At 74.2% G+C, this 16,423-nt stretch carries 13 protein-coding genes; 6 read left to right on the top strand and 7 right to left on the bottom strand.

Translation table 11 applies throughout. The features are described from left to right. Positions 1–688: helicase SNF2 (locus MNY60_RS13670; RefSeq protein ID WP_242360812.1), on the top strand; the 688-nt coding region annotated here is incomplete at its 5' end. Between the two features lie 50 nt (positions 689–738). Here MNY60_RS13670 and MNY60_RS13675 read toward each other — a convergent pair. Together MNY60_RS13675 and dtd are read right to left on the bottom strand one after the other, a co-directional pair. Further along, on the bottom strand, positions 739–1,083 hold the full coding sequence (locus MNY60_RS13675) for a histidine triad nucleotide-binding protein (RefSeq protein WP_242356047.1): 345 nt from the start codon (positions 1,081–1,083) through the stop codon (positions 739–741). A gap of 15 nt (positions 1,084–1,098) precedes the next feature. Continuing rightward, positions 1,099–1,548, bottom strand: coding sequence for a D-aminoacyl-tRNA deacylase (gene dtd / locus MNY60_RS13680; protein WP_242340425.1), 450 nt, complete (start codon positions 1,546–1,548; stop codon positions 1,099–1,101). A gap of 195 nt (positions 1,549–1,743) precedes the next feature. Here dtd and MNY60_RS13685 point away from each other — a divergent pair, with 195 nt between their 5' ends. Next, a complete protein-coding gene (locus MNY60_RS13685; RefSeq protein WP_242340424.1) occupies positions 1,744–2,769 on the top strand; it encodes an arginine N-succinyltransferase in 1,026 nt (341 codons plus the stop codon). A 91-nt stretch (positions 2,770–2,860) separates the two neighbouring features. Beyond that, entirely contained in the window at positions 2,861–3,628 is a 768-nt protein-coding gene (locus tag MNY60_RS13690; protein WP_242340423.1) for an ion channel protein Tsx, read from the top strand. A 74-nt stretch (positions 3,629–3,702) separates the two neighbouring features. Here MNY60_RS13690 and MNY60_RS13695 read toward each other — a convergent pair whose 3' ends face one another. Next, on the bottom strand, positions 3,703–4,299 hold the full coding sequence (locus MNY60_RS13695) for a class I SAM-dependent methyltransferase (protein WP_242356045.1): 597 nt from the start codon (positions 4,297–4,299) through the stop codon (positions 3,703–3,705). Between the two features lie 106 nt (positions 4,300–4,405). Between MNY60_RS13695 and MNY60_RS13700 the strand changes: the two genes are divergently transcribed. Beyond that, a complete protein-coding gene (locus MNY60_RS13700; RefSeq protein WP_242356043.1) occupies positions 4,406–4,852 on the top strand; it encodes a hypothetical protein in 447 nt (148 codons plus the stop codon). Between the two features lie 66 nt (positions 4,853–4,918). Further along, entirely contained in the window at positions 4,919–6,817 is a 1,899-nt protein-coding gene (locus MNY60_RS13705; protein ID WP_242360814.1) for a sulfatase-like hydrolase/transferase, read from the top strand. Positions 6,818–7,178: 361 nt separating this feature from the next. Here the strand turns inward: MNY60_RS13705 and MNY60_RS13710 are convergent, their stop codons facing one another. Both MNY60_RS13710 and MNY60_RS13715 read right to left on the bottom strand, forming a co-directional pair. Further along, complete coding sequence (locus MNY60_RS13710) at positions 7,179–8,372, bottom strand: HNH endonuclease (RefSeq protein ID WP_242356039.1); 1,194 nt, start codon at positions 8,370–8,372, stop codon at positions 7,179–7,181. A gap of 661 nt (positions 8,373–9,033) precedes the next feature. Beyond that, a complete protein-coding gene (locus tag MNY60_RS13715; RefSeq protein WP_242360816.1) occupies positions 9,034–10,026 on the bottom strand; it encodes a GTPase in 993 nt (330 codons plus the stop codon). A 160-nt stretch (positions 10,027–10,186) separates the two neighbouring features. Here MNY60_RS13715 and MNY60_RS13720 point away from each other — a divergent pair, with 160 nt between their 5' ends. Then, positions 10,187–14,437 (top strand): BadF/BadG/BcrA/BcrD ATPase family protein, encoded by a 4,251-nt coding sequence (locus MNY60_RS13720; protein WP_242360818.1) that lies wholly within the window; start codon positions 10,187–10,189, stop codon positions 14,435–14,437. Positions 14,438–14,509: 72 nt separating this feature from the next. Here MNY60_RS13720 and argB read toward each other — a convergent pair whose 3' ends face one another. Both argB and argC read right to left on the bottom strand, forming a co-directional pair. Further along, positions 14,510–15,325 (bottom strand): acetylglutamate kinase, encoded by an 816-nt coding sequence (argB, locus tag MNY60_RS13725; RefSeq protein WP_242340417.1) that lies wholly within the window; start codon positions 15,323–15,325, stop codon positions 14,510–14,512. Beyond that, a complete protein-coding gene (gene argC, locus MNY60_RS13730; RefSeq protein WP_242340416.1) occupies positions 15,322–16,386 on the bottom strand; it encodes an N-acetyl-gamma-glutamyl-phosphate reductase in 1,065 nt (354 codons plus the stop codon). The genes argB and argC overlap by 4 nt, the downstream gene beginning before the upstream one ends. Positions 16,387–16,423: the final 37 nt, after the last annotated feature.

Here is a 16,423-nt window from a genome sequence, read left to right on the forward strand (position 1 = left end):
GGCTCCCGCGCGGAGCGCGGAGAGCGCCGCCGCCGGGACCGCCTCCGGCGCGCCGGCCGGCAACGCTGCCGCGGGCGTCGCGCGGCCGGGGGGGCGCAGCGCGGACGACGCAGGCACCGCCGCGGAGCGGGAGGCGGCCCAGCGAGAGGAGCAGCTCCGCCTCGACGCGCAGGCGCTCGACGACGCGCAGCGCACCGCCGAGCTCGAGCAGCTCCGCAAGGAGGTCGAGGACCTGCGCGGCGCGGTGGACTCGCAGCGCGCGCGGGCCGACGCGCTCGAGGCGCGGCTCGCGGCGCGCGAGGAGGAGGAGGCGCGGCGCGAGACGGCCGCCGCGGAGGCGACGGCGGGACGCGCCGAGGCGACCGGCGCCACGCTCGGCGCGCTCGACGAGGCGCTGCGCTCGCTCTCGCAGGGCGACGCGTCGGGCGTCGACGCGGCGCTCGCGGCGCAGGCGGACGCGCTCGAGCGCACGCGGCGGGACGCGCAGACGTACGGCGCCCGGGACGAGGCGATGGGGACCGGCGAGAGCGCCACCCACGTCGCGGAGGCGCGCGAGGCGCTCGCGCGCGGCGACCTCTACTCGGCGCGCCTCGCCTTGTGGCGCGCCGCCCTCGCGGCGCGGTCGGCGAACGCCCTCGCGCGCGAGGGGCCGGGGGCGGCGGCGCAGGGCATGGGCGCCGGGTACTAGCTCGGGTCACCCCCGCAGAGCCACGAGACCCCAGCCGAGGCTCTCCGAGGCTAGCCTGGAGGCCATCCCATCCGTCTACCTCCCAGCACATGCAGGTGGATGTGGAACACGCTCTGGCCCGCGTCGCGGTTGTGGTTCATGACCACGCGGTAGCCCGGGCCGTCGATGCCGCGCGCCTTCGCGATGGCGGCGCCGGCGCGGAAGAGCTTGCCGACGAGCGCCTCGTCGTCCGGGCCGAGCTCCATCATGCTCGCGACGTGCTTCCGCGGGACGACGAGCACGTGCGTCGGCGCCTGCGGGTTCACGTCCTCGAACGCGACTGTGTCCGCGTCCTCGTGGACGATCCGCGCGGGGATCTTCTTCTCGACGATCTTGCAGAAGAGGCAGTCGGACATCCCTTGACCTCCGGTTCAGAACAGACGGCGCGAGTCGAGCAGGATGGTGACCGGGCCGTCGTTCACGAGCTCGACCTCCATCTCCGCGCGGAACACCCCGGTCGCGACGGCGAGCCCCTTCTCGCGGAGCCGGGCGCAGACCCGCTCGTAGAGCGCGCTCGCGGTCTCGGGGTTCGCGGCGTCCACGAAGCTCGGGCGGTTGCCCTTGCGAGCGTCGCCGAGCAGGGTGAACTGCGAGACGACGAGCACCCCGCCCCCCACCTCGCCGGCGGCGAGGTTCATCTTGCCGCCCGCGTCCTCGAAGATCCGCAGGCCGGCGATCTTCTCGGCGAGGAGGTCGGCGTCGGCGGGGCCGTCCTCGCGCGCGACGCCGAGGAGCACGGCCAGGCCGCGCAAGATCCCACCGACCACCCGCCCCTCCACCCGGACCTCGGCCCGGGAGACCCGCTGCACGACGGCGCGCATGGCGTTCTCCATGTCACGGCGAGGCGCCCCGTTCAACGTTCCCGAGCGGGCGGCGGGACCCCGAACGGCCGGGCGGGATCCGCCGGCCGCCGGCGCCGACACCGGCGCGTCGCTCCTCGCGCGAGCCGCGCGGGGCGCCGGGTTCCCCGCGGGTGACAGCCTTCGGGGCCCGTGCTAGTCCTCCCGACCCGACGCATGCTCCTCCTCCGCGACGCGCAGAAGTCGGACCTCGCGAGCCTCGCCCGGCTCGCGAAGGTGCTGAACACCGTCAACCTGCCGTACGACGAGCGCGCCCTCGCCCGCATCATCGACGGCTCGGTCCGGAGCTTCTCGGCGAAGATCCGCGATCCCCTGGAGCGCTCCTACGTCTTCGTGGCGGAGGAGCCGCGCTCCGGCCGGATCGTCGGCACGTCGATGGTGATCGCCCAGCACGGCACGCGCGAGTCGCCCTGCACGTTCTTCGACGTGTCCGAGCGCGAGCACTACTCGTCGACGATCGACCGGCACTTCAAGCACCAGGTCCTCTCGATCGGCTACCACTTCGACGGGCCGACCGAGATCGGCGGGCTGGTGGTGGATCCGGAGGAGCGCGGCGGCGAGGAGCGCGCGGGCAAGCAGCTCGCCTACGTGCGCTTCCTCTACATGGCGATGTTCCGCGACCGCTTCCGCGAGAAGGTGCTCGCCGAGCTCATGCCGCCGCTCACGAAGGACGGCCGCAGCGCGTTCTGGGAGGCGTTCGGCAAGCGCTTCACCGACCTCGACTACCAGACCGCCGACAAGAAGAGCCGCGAGAACAAGGAGTTCATCCAGCAGCTCTTCCCGCCCGTGGACGTGTACGCCACGCTGTTCCCCGAGCAGGTGCAGCGGAACCTCGGCAAGGTGGGCCCCGCCACCGAGCCCGTGCGGCGGATGCTCGACCGGCTCGGCTTCCAGTACGTGAGCCGCATCGACCCGTTCGACGGCGGGCCGCACTACGAGGCGCGGCTCGAGGACGTCACGCTCGTGCGCGCCTACCGGCGGGCGAAGCTCTCGGAGGAGCCCCTCGAGCGCGACGGCGAGGAGCGGCTCGTGGGCCTGCACCGGACCGAGGGGAAGAGCCGCTTCCGCGCCGTGCGCGCCCCGGCGCGGATCGACGGCGAGACGGTCCGCATCCCCGCGAAGGCACGCGAGATTCTGGGCGCGGAGCCGGGCGAGCGGCTCCACCTCGTGCCCTTCGAGTAGCGGCCGCGCCCGCTCGCACGGAGCGAGCAGCGACCGCGGGTACGGGAATACCCTTTCGAGAGTCAGAGGGCTGCGCTAGAAGCGTCGCCCCATGAACGTCTCCTCTCTCCTCCGAAGCCTCCTCGCGATCGCGCTCGTCGCGCTCGCGCCCGCGGCGCGCGCTGGCGGGTTCTCCACCACCAACGTCCAGCTGCTGCAGGGGTACAACTTCGACGACGCGCTCGGAAACTACGACCACGGGCGCCTCACGACGCTGACGCTCAACCACTTCTCCACGTGGGAGCACGGCGACAGCTTCTTCTTCACGGACCTGACCCGCGGCCGGGTGGGCGGCGAGGACGCGACCGGCGCCTACGTCGAGTGGCACCCGCGCCTGTTCCTGAACGACCTGCTCGGCCAGAAGGCCCCCATCGGCGGCGTCATCCGGAACTGGGGACTCGCGGGCGAGGTGAACCAGGGCGGCAACTTCTACGCCTACCTCGGCGGCGTCGGGTTCGACTTCGTCGCGCCGCCGGGCTGGGTGCTCGGGCTCAACCTCTTCTACCGGTACGACAAGTTCGCCGATCACCAGTGGCAGATCTCGCCGTACTGGACGGTGCCGTTCGCCGTCGGTCCGGTGCCGTTCCTCTTCACGGGCTTCGTCGACGTGAACGGCACGAAGGACGGCGCGCGCGACAACGCCGTCGAGATCTGGGCGCAGCCGGAGCTGCTCGTCGACGTGCTCTCCGTCGCGGGCGGCCCGAAGGGCAAGCTCCACGCCGGCGTCGAGTGGTTCATCCACCGCGGCTACGGCTTCGGCGAGACGGAGGCGACGGTGACCTCCGCCCCGCAGGTCATGGTGCAGTGGACGATCTTCTAGTCCGGCCATCCTGACCCGCCGCACCGAAGGGCCGCGCCCTCCCTCGAGGAGGCGCGGCCCTCGGTTTTTCTGGCTCAGATCCGCACGAACGTCGCGAGCCAGGCCTTGGCGCCGCCGGTCAGGAGGAGGCTGTCGAACACCGCGGGGCGGATCCGCACCATCGCGAAGAGCGAGCGGAACGTCGCGCGGAGGTCGTACTCGGCGATGCGCCGCGGGCCCGGCCCGGGCGGCTCCGCGTCGGAGAAGCAGAGGATGTGGAGCACGCCGCCGGGCGAGAGCACCTCCGTGAGCGACTCCGCGTACGGGCGACGCTCCTCGTCGGAGAAGACGTGGAACAGCCCGCAGTCGACGACCGTCTCGACGCGCAGGCGCAGGCGCCCGAGCTGCAGGGCGTCGGCGACGTGGAACGCCACCTCCAGCCCGCGCGCCGCCGCCTTCTCGCGGGCGCGCGCGATCGCGGCGGGCGAGCCGTCCACCCCGACGACCGGCCGGCCCAGGCTCGCGAGGTGGAGGGCGTTCTCGCCGGTGCCGCAGCCGACGTCGAGCACGGTGCCCCTCACCTCGCCCTCCTCGGCGAGCTTCACGATCTCGGGCTGCGGCCGGCCGATGTCCCAGGGCGGCGTCCCTGCCAGGTAGGCGGCCTCGAAGTCGCGGCGGGGTCCCTCGGACATCTCGGCTCTCCTCGCTCGTGCCGCCGGCGGCGCGCGACGAGCGGCCACGCGCGGACGGCACCCGTCCTTCTTGTCGGCCCCGGTGCGCGCGCGCAAGATCGCGCTCATGCCCTACGAGCCCGCGTTCATGAGGCAGCTCGACGCCTTCCACGCCGCGCTCGCGGAGGTGAGGACGCTCGCCGAGTGGAGCGCCTTCAAGGCGCGCTGGTTCGCGGACCAGCCCTGGCCGCGCCGCTCGGAGCAGGCGCTCCTCGCCGCGCGGGAGGCGGGGCCCACCGTGGCGCTCGCCGGCCGCACCTTCACCCGCATGCCGCTCCCCGACGACGTCACCCCTGCCGCGCGCTACGAGTACTTCGCCGCGCTCGCCGCCGCGGGGCGCGTGCTCTTCCCCGCGCCGGAGGACCAGCCCGGCGCGGGCGGCTCGGGCGTGCGGTTCCAGTGCCCCGCCTGCGAGATGTGGACGGACGATCCCGGCGATCCCGGCTGCCCGGCGTGCGGGCGGGTGCTGCTCGAGATGAGGGTGGCGCCGCGATCCGCGCCTGCCAGCGGCTGACCGCCCGCTCGGCCGCTCCCCGCCGGGTGGCGAGCACGGGCGGGTGATGCTAGGTTCCGCGCCCGAATGTCCCGCGCGCTCGATGTCGGCGCCGGGGCGACGCGGGGCGGGGCCGGGTACCGGTTCCCCGCGCTCGTCTGGTCGCTCCTGCACGTCCCGCTCTTCCTCGCCCTGTACGCGACCTCGATCGCGGCGGCGGTCCGCAACGCGCCCGCGGCGTACCGGGCGCCGCTCTGGCCCACCTTCCTCCCGCAGGCGGCGCTCCTCGCGCTCGCCGCGTTCGCGCTCGCGCTCCCCTTCTCGCTCCGACCCCGCGCGTACCGCTTCGCCGCGCCGGCCGTGCTCGGCCTCGCGACGAGCCTTGTCGCCCTCGACAGCCGGATCTTCGGGGCGGTCGGCTTCCACGTGAACGGCTTCTTCCTGCGCGTGCTGTTCCAGCCGTACGCGCTCAAGGAGACGGGCGTGTCCCCGGCGGACGTCGCGACATTCCTCGCCGCCGGCGCCCTCTTCGTCGCGCTCGACGTCGCGGCGGGCGCGTGGTTCATCCGGCGCTTCGCGAGCGGGCGGCGTGCGTGGACCCTCGCGCTCACGCTCGTCCTGGCGGCCGCGGCGGAGCGCGTGTACGGGGCGGGGCTCGTCTACCTCGGCGGTCCGGCGATGTTCGCCGCCTCCGGCGTCCTGCCGCTGCAGGTGCCGGTGCGCATGAACGGCATCTACTCGCGCCTCTTCGGGAAGCGCGCCGTGGACCAGTTCGCCGGCCAGGAGTCGCTGCGGCTGCCGGCCGGGGTCGCGCCGGAGGAGATCCACTTCACCCGCAAGCCCGACGTGCTCTTCCTCGTCGCGGAGAGCCTGCCCGCGGCGCACCTCGCGCCGGACGTCATGCCGAACCTGTGGCGCCGCGCCGAGGCGGGCGCGCGCTTCACGCGCCACTACGCGGGCGCGGTCGCGACGCACTACACGATCTTCAGCCTCCTGTACGGGCTCCAGGCGCAGAAGCTCGAGGCCACGCTCGGCGCGGGCCGCCGGCCGGTGCTCTTCCCGGCGCTGCGCGCGAACGGCTACGCGGTGAAGGCGCTCTCCGCCTCCTGCCTCGACTGGATGGACCTGCGCGAGACGGTGTTCGCCGGCGTGTCCGCCGAGGACCTCAAGAACCGCTGCGACGGCGAGGGCTGGGGCGACCGCGATCCGCAGCTCCTCCTCGACGCGCGCAAGATGGCCGAGGCGGTCCCGCGCGACCAGCCGCTCTTCATGTTCGTCTTCCTCTACGGGACGCACTTCAACTACTTCTACCCGCGCGGCCAGGAGCCCTTCCGGCCGGTGTGGGACGGCTCGGGGGGCATCAAGGCCACCACCGCGCCGGCGGAGCAGATCCGCAACCGCGCCAAGAACGCGGCCTACGCGCTCGACGGGACGCTCGAGGAGTTCCTCTCCTGGTTCGAGCGGACCCGCGGGAAGAAGCCGCTCGTGCTCTTCACCGGCGATCACGGGGAGGAGTTCCGGGAGAAGGGCCACCTCGGCCACGGCTCGGCGGTGACGAACGAGCAGATCCACGTGCCGTTCGTGGTGCTCGGCGACGGGATCCCGGCGGGCGTGCACGACGCGCCGACGAGCCACGTGGACTTCGTCCCGACGATCTTCTCGCTGCTCGGCGACACGCACCCACCGTCGCTCCACTCCGACGGGCTCTCCGCGTTCGACTCGCCCGACGATCGCTTCGTGCTCTCGACGGTCGGCTGGGAGCCGCGCTACGCCGTGGTGGGCAAGGATCTCAAGGTGACGGTGTTCGCCGGCCTGGCGGGCGCGAGCGTCACCGACCCCGAGGACCGGCCGCTGCCCGACGGCAGCGCCCGCCTGGCCGCGAACGCCGGCAGGATCATGCGCGCGATGCGCGGCGAGGAGGTCGCCCCCGCCCACGCGGCGCGCCCGCTGCCCGCGTCGGCGACCGCCGGCGAGGCCGGGAGATAGCTCCCGGGCCACGGCGGAGCCGAACCCGAGGCGACACCCGCAGCGACGCGCGCCGACGCGTTCTGCTTCCGTCTGAGGATTCGTCACATCTTCGGCTGCTGACCGACGGAGGCGGCCCTGGTCGGACCAGCGGCGCACCGCGCGCTCCGGTTCGGCATCGACGGGGTAGGCACGGCGCGGTCCGGGAATGCTTCGCGCGGACCATTGCGGGCCGCGGAGCGGTGAGCGTCACCGGCGCAAGTGGGGCGTGGTGTTTCGGAAGCCGGGAGGTACGCGAGCGGCGAGTCATCGCTCTAGCGCGCTGCCGTGCGAACCCAACCCGGTCCGCGAAGTTAGGCGCGGCCGATACGCGGCAGCGGAATCACGGCGCCCACATTCCCAGCTGCATGACGGGAGCCGCCACGCCAGCGCACGAGAGCGGCGATGGCCCGTCGCCCGTGTCGCGGCGGAAGCGATCCATGTGTTCGCGCCCGAAGGTTCTCTCTGCGTGAAGCAGGTTGTGGGCTCGGCATGCGACCCGAAGATTTTCGACCGTGGACGGTCCCCCGAGGGCGGCGGGCTGGATGTGGTCGACCTCGAGCTTCCAGCGGCTATTGCAGCGGCAGCCGTCCTGGCCGACCCATGCGCACCGCCCGCCGTCGCGCTTCCACACGGCGCGGCGCACTATCGCCGGGATCGTGGTCCTGGCCGCCGGCGGCTCCGCCGCCACCTGCTTCGCGCCCTCCTTCGAGCCTTCCTTGGCGTCCTTGGTCTTTCGCTCTGGCGCGACCGCGCCCTTGCGCTTGCCGTGCTTCTGGATGGCGCAGCGGATCGCCTCGTGGAGCACTGCCGCGAGGTCGCCGTCCGGGACCTTGTGCGACAGAAGCGACCGGAGCGTCTCCAGGTCCTCCTTGCAGGCGCGGTCGAGGGTGACGCGGAGCGACCACTGGCTCTCCGAGATGGCGAGCGTCTCGGCCCTTCGCTTCGGCTGCGCGACGATGGGCGGGGGCGCCGGGAGCGAGGCGGTGTTGGGGCCCGGATCGAGGGTCGGAGCCTCAGGACCGGGCGCGGTCGCCGCCTCGGTCCGCTCGGCCTCCGGGAGCTGCAGCGGGGCGCTCACCGCGCCGGGCGCGCGCTCGGGCAGCTTGCGGAGGCCAGCGCGCGGAGCGGTGCGCGCCTGGACGGAGACGACGAGGTGCTCGACCTCGGCCCGGGTCCGGAAGGCTGCGCGACCGAGGAGGTCGTTCACGTTCTCCTCGGTGAGCACCTGGCCGAGGAGCGCCACGGTGGAAAGGCACAGGCGCCCATCGCGCAGCGGAGCCTCGAGGCTCGGAAAGCGGCGCAGCACGCGCATCGCCTGGATGCGCCGGCCGGCGGCGCCCTCCCGCAGGTGGAGCGCCTCCAGGCAGTAGCTCCAGAGGGACGCGTGGCCGGCCTCGACGAAGGCGCGGCGCCGATCGAACTCGTCGAGGTGCAGGAGAAAGTCGACCTGGACGTTCCGTTCCTCTCCGGCAAGCTCGCTCAGGCGGTGGGCGAGGACGTTCGATTCGAGGGTGGCCGGGGCGAGCGCAGACATGGGGTGCACCTCCAGTACACTCTTCGTAGCACGCGATTTTCGGAGCTCCGGAGACGCGCGAGGTTCGCGCCTGCGCGGCGTTCTCTCTCGCGCCCTCGTCGAGGCATCACGGCGCTCGGCGCGCGCGGCAGGCGCGAGGCGCGTGCGCGAGAGCAACCCTCCCGCGCGGGCCCGCAGGTTGAACGCAATCGCGACCAGAACGCGTCAATGAGACATGTTTCACCCACCGCAACTGGGACGCCTTGCTTCTTCGCGAGAGAAGCCGCGACGTCGGGGCGCCACTACCGCTGGCGATAGTTGTCACCATTGGTGAATCTGCTCGGCTTCCCGGCCAGCTCCGGTCCGTGCGATGGCGCGACCTGCGGATGCGCGTTCGGAAAGTCCGCATGCACCCGCGCGGTGTAACGCTGCGCGCCTCCTGCGGGCTGACACGACGAGACGTCCGCCTGCTTCACCGCCTCTGGCGCGTTCATCGTGGGAGCGCCCGGAACGCGCGCCCACCCCGTCGATGCCCGAATCCGGCATGCGCACGGTGACGGCGGTCGAAACACCTACCGCTCGTCCGCCGAGTATCTGCATTCGTGATGAATGGTGAGACTTCCGTACGCCGCAGGCGCAAGGAGCGAGGACGCCCGCCGCAGGCCGGGTATCGTGCGCCGAGTCACGCGTGTAGCTCGACCACGTCGCGGTCGGCCAGCACGTGGTGCCGATCGACCTGCTGCCCCTCGAAGCGCGCGTGGCCCCAGATGCGCGCGAACTTGAGGTGGGCGGCGACCTCGTGGTGCACGACGAGGGCGAGGTCGTGCACGGTCGCGCCGCCCGGCAGCACGAACGGCTTCCCCAGGTCAGGCTTCTTCCCCGGCTCCTTCGTGTAGACGCGCATCCGGCCGAGCGCGCGGAAGAGCTCGGGTCGCAGCGCGTCGAGACCGTCGCCGCGCGTCGCGGACACCGCGAAGAACGGCAGGTCCGCGCCCACCGCCTCGCGCGCGAGCGCCGCGAACGTGCCGTCCTCGTCGAGGTCGCGGCGCGTCGCGACGACGAGGACCGGGCGGTGGACGAGGAGCGGCGAGGCGCCCGGCGGCGGGGCGCGGCCGCGCGGCCAGACGTGCCCGTGCGAGAGGACCTCCAGCACCGCCGCGAACGCCGCCTCCACGTCGTCGGCGGTGGGGTCCAGCACGACGACGACGCCGTCCGCACCCTGCGCGAGGTTCGGCAGGTACGGCTCGGTGTGACCCGGCGCGACGGGCGGCGTGTCGACGAGCTGCACCTGCACGTCCTCGAACGCCATCATCCCCGGCAGCGGCGCGCGCGTGGTGAACGGGTACTCGCCGATCTCGGGGTGCGCGTGGGTGAGCGCGGCGAGCAGCGACGACTTGCCGGCGTTGGGGGGCCCGAGGAGCACCCACTGGCCGGCCCCCTCGCGGCGCACGTGCGCGGGGTCCGTGCGGTGGACGCCGCTCTGGCGCACGTGCTCGCCCTCCTCCTCGAGCTTCGCGAGGCGCTTCTTGAGGTCGGCGTGCAGCTTCTCCGTCCCCTTGTGCTTCGGGAGGAGCGCGATCATCTCGCGGAGCGCCTCGCGCTTGTCGTCGTGGCTCGCCGCCTCGCGGAAGCGGAGCTCCGCGTCCTTGTACTGGGCGGTGAGGTTCGCGGGCACGAGCGGGATCGTGGGCGCGGCCCCTCGAGGCGGGTGCGTGGCCATCGCGGGGTGGACCCACGAGGGATGCCCGGAGCGTGGAGGCGTGCCCCTGGCCCTCTCGCCGCGCCCGTTCTGGTCAAGCCCGCCGGGCGCGCGCTGGGCGACACTCGCCGTCAGCATGCCTCGTTTCCTCGGGGTGGACGCAGGCGCCGAGACGGTGAAGGTGGTCGAGCTCGTCGCTCGCCCGGGCGAGCTCGTGTGGCTCCGGCGCGCGCGGCTCGAGCACCACAAGGCGCCGGGCGCGGCGGTGCGCGAGCTCCTCCGGCAGTGGGGATGGGACGACGTCGGCGGGGCCTTCGCGTCCGGGCGCCTCGGGCGGCAGCTGGCCCTTTCGCGCGTCCCGGCCAAGCAGGCGCGTATCGCCGGCGTGCGGTTCCTCCACGGGCCGGGCCCCGCGGTGATCGTGGACATCGGCGCGCACGGCTTCTCGGTGGTCGAGCTGGGCGGCGGCGAGGACGCGGACTACCGGGAGAACCCGCGCTGCTCGCAGGGCACGGGGAGCTTCCTGCGCCAGCTCGTCGAGCGCTTCGGGCTCGACCCCGAGGAGGCGGACCTCCTCGCCGCGCCGGTCGAGGATCCGGCGCCGCTCTCCGGCCGCTGCCCCGTCATCCTGAAGACCGACATGACCCACCTCGCGAACCAGGGCGAGGACCGGGCGCGGATCCTGGCCGGCCTGTTCGACGCGATCTGCGACAACGTCCAGGTGCTGCTCCGGCGGCCCCCGGAGGCCGCGACCGTGGTCCTCGCCGGAGGGGTCGGACGCTCGCGCAGGATCCGCGAGCGGTTCGGGCGGATCGTGGCGGAGCGCGGGATGACCCTCGAGGAGGAGCGCGGCGACGACGCGCTCTACCTGGACGCGCTCGGGTGCGCGGTGCTGGCCGCCCGGGGGTCCGCGCCGCTCCCGCGGCCCGACGACCTCGTGGCCCCTGCGGCGCACGCGCCCGTGGAGCTGCTCCCGCCGCTCTCCGACACCCTGGGGCGCGTGCGCCGCCTGCCCGCGCGTCCGCCCCCCAGGATCGGCGCCGGCGACGCGCTCATCCTCGGCCTCGACATCGGCTCGACCGGCTCGAAGGCCGTCGCGCTCCACGCCGCCTCGGGTGCGCCCGTCTGGGAGAGCTACACGCGCACCGCCGGCGACCCGGTGGCGGCGGCGCAGGAGCTCGTGCGCCGCGCGGCCGGCGGAGCCTTCCGGGAGGCCGTCGTGGGCCTCGGGGTCACCGGCAGCGGTCGCGAGATCGTCGGGTCGCTGCTCGCGACCTGCTACGGCGCCGAGCGGGTGCACGTGCTGAACGAGATCGCCGCTCACGCCGAGGGAGCGCGCGCCTGCGACCCGCGGGTGGACACCATCTTCGAGATCGGCGGGCAGGACGCGAAGTACATCCGGCTCCTCGGCGGCCGCGTGGTCGACGCCGCCATGAACGAGGCGTGCAGCGCCGGGACAGGGTCCTTCATCGAGGAGCAGGGGCTCCGCCTCGGGGACCGCGACGTCGAGGCGCTCGCGCGCGTGGCGCTCGGCGCCGACGCCTGCGCCGACCTGGGCCAGCACTGCGCCGTGTTCATGGCCGAGATCCTCGACGAGGCGGCGGCCGCGGGCGTCACGCGGCCGCGCCTCGTCGCCGGCCTCTACGACTCGGTCGTGCAGAACTACCTGAACCGCGTGAAGGGCAGCCGCTCGGTGGGGGACGTCGTGTTCTGCCAGGGGATGCCCTTCAGCGCCGACGCGCTCGCGGCGGCGGTGGCGCGGCAGACCGGCGCGGAGGTGATCGTGCCGCCGAACCCGGGCACGGTGGGCGCGTGGGGGATCGCGCTGCTCGCGCGCGGGGCGCTGCCCGGCGGCGCTCCGCTCGAGCTCGGCCGGTTCCTCGACGCCCGGGTGGACCGGAAGGACTCGTTCGTCTGCCGCTCCACGGCCGGTTGCGGCGGGTCGGGCAACTCCTGCCGCATCGAGCGGCTCCGGACGCGCGTCCAGGGGGTGCGGCGCGCGTTCTCCTGGGGGGGAGGCTGCTCCGTCCACGAGCGCGGGACCCGCACGCGGAAGCTCCCCGCCGGCGCGCCCGATCCGTTCAGGGAGCGCGCGGAGCTGGTCGAGGCCGTGCTGCGTCCGCTGTCGGCGCGCACGGGCGCGCCGCGCGTCGCCCTCGCCGAGGCGTTCCAGCTGAAGGGGCTGTTCCCGTTCTTCGCCCACTTCTTCCGGGCCCTCGGCCTCGACGTGGTCGTGGCGCGCGGAGGAGGACGGGAGCCGCTCCGCCGCGGGACGGAGCGCGCGCACGTCCCGTTCTGCGCGCCCATGCAGCAGTACCACGGCCTCGTCGCCGCGATGGCGGAGGCGCCCGCGGAGCGGGTCTTCCTCCCGATGCTGCGCGACCTGCCGGCCGTGAAGGACGAGACCTCTCACTGGCTCTGCCCGGTGGTGGCGGGGAGCGCCGACGTGCTGCGCCTCGATCTCGGGCGAGCGCTCGACGCCGGGCGGATCCTCTCGCCGGCCATCCGCCTCGGGCCGGGCTTCCTCGACGCCCCGGCGTTCCTCGACACCTGCCGCGCGCTCGCCGCGGACCTCGGGGTCCAGCGCGAGGACGCCTGGCGATCCGCCCACGCCGTCGCGCGCGAGGAGCAGGCGCGCTTCGACGCCGCCCTCTTCCGCATCGGGCGCGGCGCGCTCTACCGCTGCCGCGCCGAGGGGCTCTTGCCCGTGGTCGTCCTCGGGCGCACCTACACGATCCACGACGCGGTCCTGAGCGCGAACATCCCCGCGCTGCTGCGCGAGCAGGGCGCCGTCGCCATCCCCGTCGACTGCTACCCGTCGGCCCCGGAGACGCCGCTCGTCCCGGGCGCGTTCTGGGGCTACACGCAGCGCGTGCTGCGCGCGGCGTACGAGGTGCGGCGCGAGCCCGGGGTGTACAGCCTGTTCGCGAGCAACTACGGCTGCGGGCCCGACAGCTTCACGCTGCACGCCTACGCGCGCCTCATGGAGGGCAAGCCCTTCGCCGTCATCGAGACGGACGGCCACGCCGGCGACGCCGGGACGAAGACGCGCGTGGAGGCGTTCCTGCACTGCGTCCGCGAGGACCTGCGCTCCGGCGCGAGCGCCGCCGCGTCCGCGGCCCCGCTGCTCGCCCTCGCCTCCCAGTCGCTCCCCGAGATCGCCCGCAGCGGCGCGCGCGTGCTCGTGCCGCCCATGGGGCCGGAGGCCGGCGCGCTCGCCTCGGCGCTGCGCGGCTACGGCGTCCCCGCCGAGGTGCTTCCCCGCGCCGGCCCGGAGGCGGTCCGGCGGGCGCGGCGCCACACGAGCGGCAAGGAGTGCCTGCCGATGATCGTGACGCTCGGGTCGCTCCTGCAGCGGCTCGAGCGGGCGCACCCGCACGAGCGGCTGGCGTTCTTCATGCCGGGCTCCAGCGGCCCGTGCCGGTTCGGCTACTACCGGCAGCTCCACCAGATGATCCTGGAGCGGCTCGGGCACGGCGCGCGGGTGGGGATCTGGTCGCCGCCGGACTCGGACTACTTCGAGGGCGTGCCGCCCGGCTTCGGGGCCGTCGTGTTCGCGGGGATCGCCGGGTTCGGCCTGCTGGAGGACGCGCTCCGCGACGTCCGCCCCGTCGAGCGCGAGCCCGGGGCCGCGGCCCGCGTGCACGCGGCGCACGCGACCGAGCTCGCGGCGCTGCTCGAGCGCGCCGCCGCGGGGAGCCTCTCGGCGAGCCGCGTGCTCATGGAGGCCGCGACCGGGCGGAGCTACGGCGTGCCCGCCCTGCTCGGTCGCGCCGGGCACGCCCTCCGGAGCCTCAAGGACCCCCGGCCGCACCCCACGGTCCTCCTCGTCGGGGAGGTCTACGTGCGCTCCGACGCGGGCGCCAACGGCGACGTGGCGGACGCGCTGGAGGAGCGCGGGATCCGGGTGCGCCTCGAGCCCGTCGCCCAGTTCCTCGAGTACTCGGACCACGTCCAGGTGCGGCGCGGCCTGCGCGACACGCCCGGAGACCAGCTCAAGACGTGGGTCCGCGGCCGGCTCCTCGGCGCGTGCCGGAGCACGATGGCGAGCGCGATGGGGTGGCCGCGCCCGGCGCGCCTCGCGGAGGCGCTCGCGGCCGCGGCGCCCTACGTGCGCGAGGATCTCGAGCACGAGGCCGTCCTCGCGGTGGGCCTCCCGGTGCTCCAGTGGCGGCGCGGCGAGATCGACGGCGCCGTGTGCGTGGGCCCGCTCGAGTGCATGCCCGACAAGCTCGCGGAGGCCCAGCTCTCGCACGCGCGCGAGCGCGAGGGGCTCCTGTCCCTGAGCCTGTCGCTGAACGGCGATCCGGTGGACCCCGACGTCCTCGACGGCTTCGCCTACGAGGTGAAGGAGCGCTTTTCGCGCGCGAGGCACACGCCGCTGTAGCCGCCGACGCCGGCGCGCGTGACGCTCCGTAGCGGCTCGTCGCTTCGGGGTTTCTCGGTGGCAGTGTCGCCGTCAGCCGACCAGCACGGTCCCGGCGCTCCCCGGGTCGAGCACCGCGCGGGCGAGATCGCCCTCGCCGAGCTTCCCGACGATGACCACCGACTTCGCGCCGGAGGCGAGGACCCCGAAGGACTCCTCGAGCTTGGGGATCATCCCGCCCGAGATCGTCCCGTCCGCGACCATCCGCTCGAACTCGGCGTGGGTGATGCGGGGGATGCGGGAGGAGGGATCGGCGAGGTCGCGGAGCACGCCCGGGGTGGAGGTGACGAGCACGAGCGCGTCGGCCTCGAGCGCGCCCGCGAGCTGGCTCGCCACGGTGTCGCCGTTGATGTTGAGCAGCTGGCCCTGCGCGTCGCAGCCGAGGCAGGCGATGACCGGGACGTAGCGCCGCTCGAAGAGATCGCCGAGGAGCGGCAGGTTGAAGCCGAGGACGTCGCCGACGAGGCCCAGGTCCACCGGCTCCGGCCCGGCCCCCTTCATCACGCGGGGCGGGCGGCGGCGCGCCTGGACCATGTGCCCGCTCGCGCCGTGCAGGCCCACGCCCATGACGCCGTTCGCGAGCAGCCGGGCGCAGAGATCGACGTTGAGCTGCCCGGCGACGACGTACTTCATCACCTCGAGCGTCTGCGCGTCGGTGAAGCGGCGGCCGGCCACCATGCGCGTCTCGAGGCCGAGCGTCTTCTGGAGCGCGGTGGCCTGCGGGCCGCCGCCGTGGACGATCGCCACGCGGTTGAAGCCGTCGACGAGCGTGCGCAGGTCGCGGGCGATGACGGAGAGCTCGGGCGCGTGGACGATCTCGCCCCCGAGCTTCAGCACGATGGTCTTCATGGCGGCCACGGGCCCGGGTCGGCGAGCGAGGCCTTCTCGTCGAGCCCGAGGATGAGGTTCATGTTCTGGATGGCCTGCCCCGCCCCGCCCTTCACGAGGTTGTCGGTCGCGCCGAAGCAGGTGACGGTGCGCCGCCCCGCGCGCGCCGGGCCGGCCGAGATGCCCACCTCGGCGTAGTTCGAGCCGGAGACCGCGGCCACCTCCGGGAGGCGCTTTCGCGGGACCCGCACGAACGGCTCGCCGGCGTAGGTCTCGCGGAGGAGCCGGTCGAGCCGCTCCTGCGTCCACTCCTCCGGCAGCTCGAGGAAGGCGGTCGCGAAGATCCCGCGCGAGAGCGGCGCCGACACCGGCACGAAGCGGAGCGCGAGGTCCCTCGCGCCCGCCTGCGCGAGCGTCTCGGTGATCTCCGGGACGTGCTGGTGCTCGAGCGGCTTGTAGGTGCGGAGGTTGTTCGCGCGGACCGGGTGGTGCGTGCCCGCCGACGGCGCGACCCCCGAGCCGGACGAGCCGGTGATGCCCTGCACGTGGACGACGCCCTCGAGGAGCCCGGCCCGCGCGAGCGGCAGGAGCGCGAGCTCGATGGTGGTCGCGAAGCAGCCGGGCGAGGCCACGAAGCGGGCGGCGCGGAGCTGCTCGCGGTTCAGCTCGGGCAGCCCGTAGACGAAGTCGCGGAGCCGCTCCGGGCAGGGGTGCGTGTGCTTGTACCAGCGCTCGTACGCGGCGACGTCCTTCAGGCGGAAGTCGCCGCTCATGTCCACGATCTTGAGGCCGGGGAGCGCGGCGAGCTCGGGGACCTTGGACGCCGCGACCGTGTGCGGGAGGCCGAGGAGGACGACGTCCACTCCCTTCGCCGCCTCGGCGGGCGGCAGGCCCTCGAAGACGAGGTCGGTCACGCCCTCGAGCGCGGGGTCCGCCGCGGCGAGCGGCTCCCCCACGAAGTCGATCGAGGCGACGCGGACGAGCTCCACGTCGGGGTGGATGAGGAGGCGGCGGATCATCTCCGCGCCGCCGTAGCCCGAGCCGCCGATCACCGCGGCCCGGTAGCGCTTGCCCGGTGCCATGCGCCGCCCTTATACCGGGGTCTCCCGCGCCCGGCCA

Source organism: Anaeromyxobacter sp. SG17, assembly GCF_022690695.1.
GTDB classification, from domain to species: Bacteria; Myxococcota; Myxococcia; order Myxococcales; family Anaeromyxobacteraceae; genus Anaeromyxobacter; species Anaeromyxobacter soli.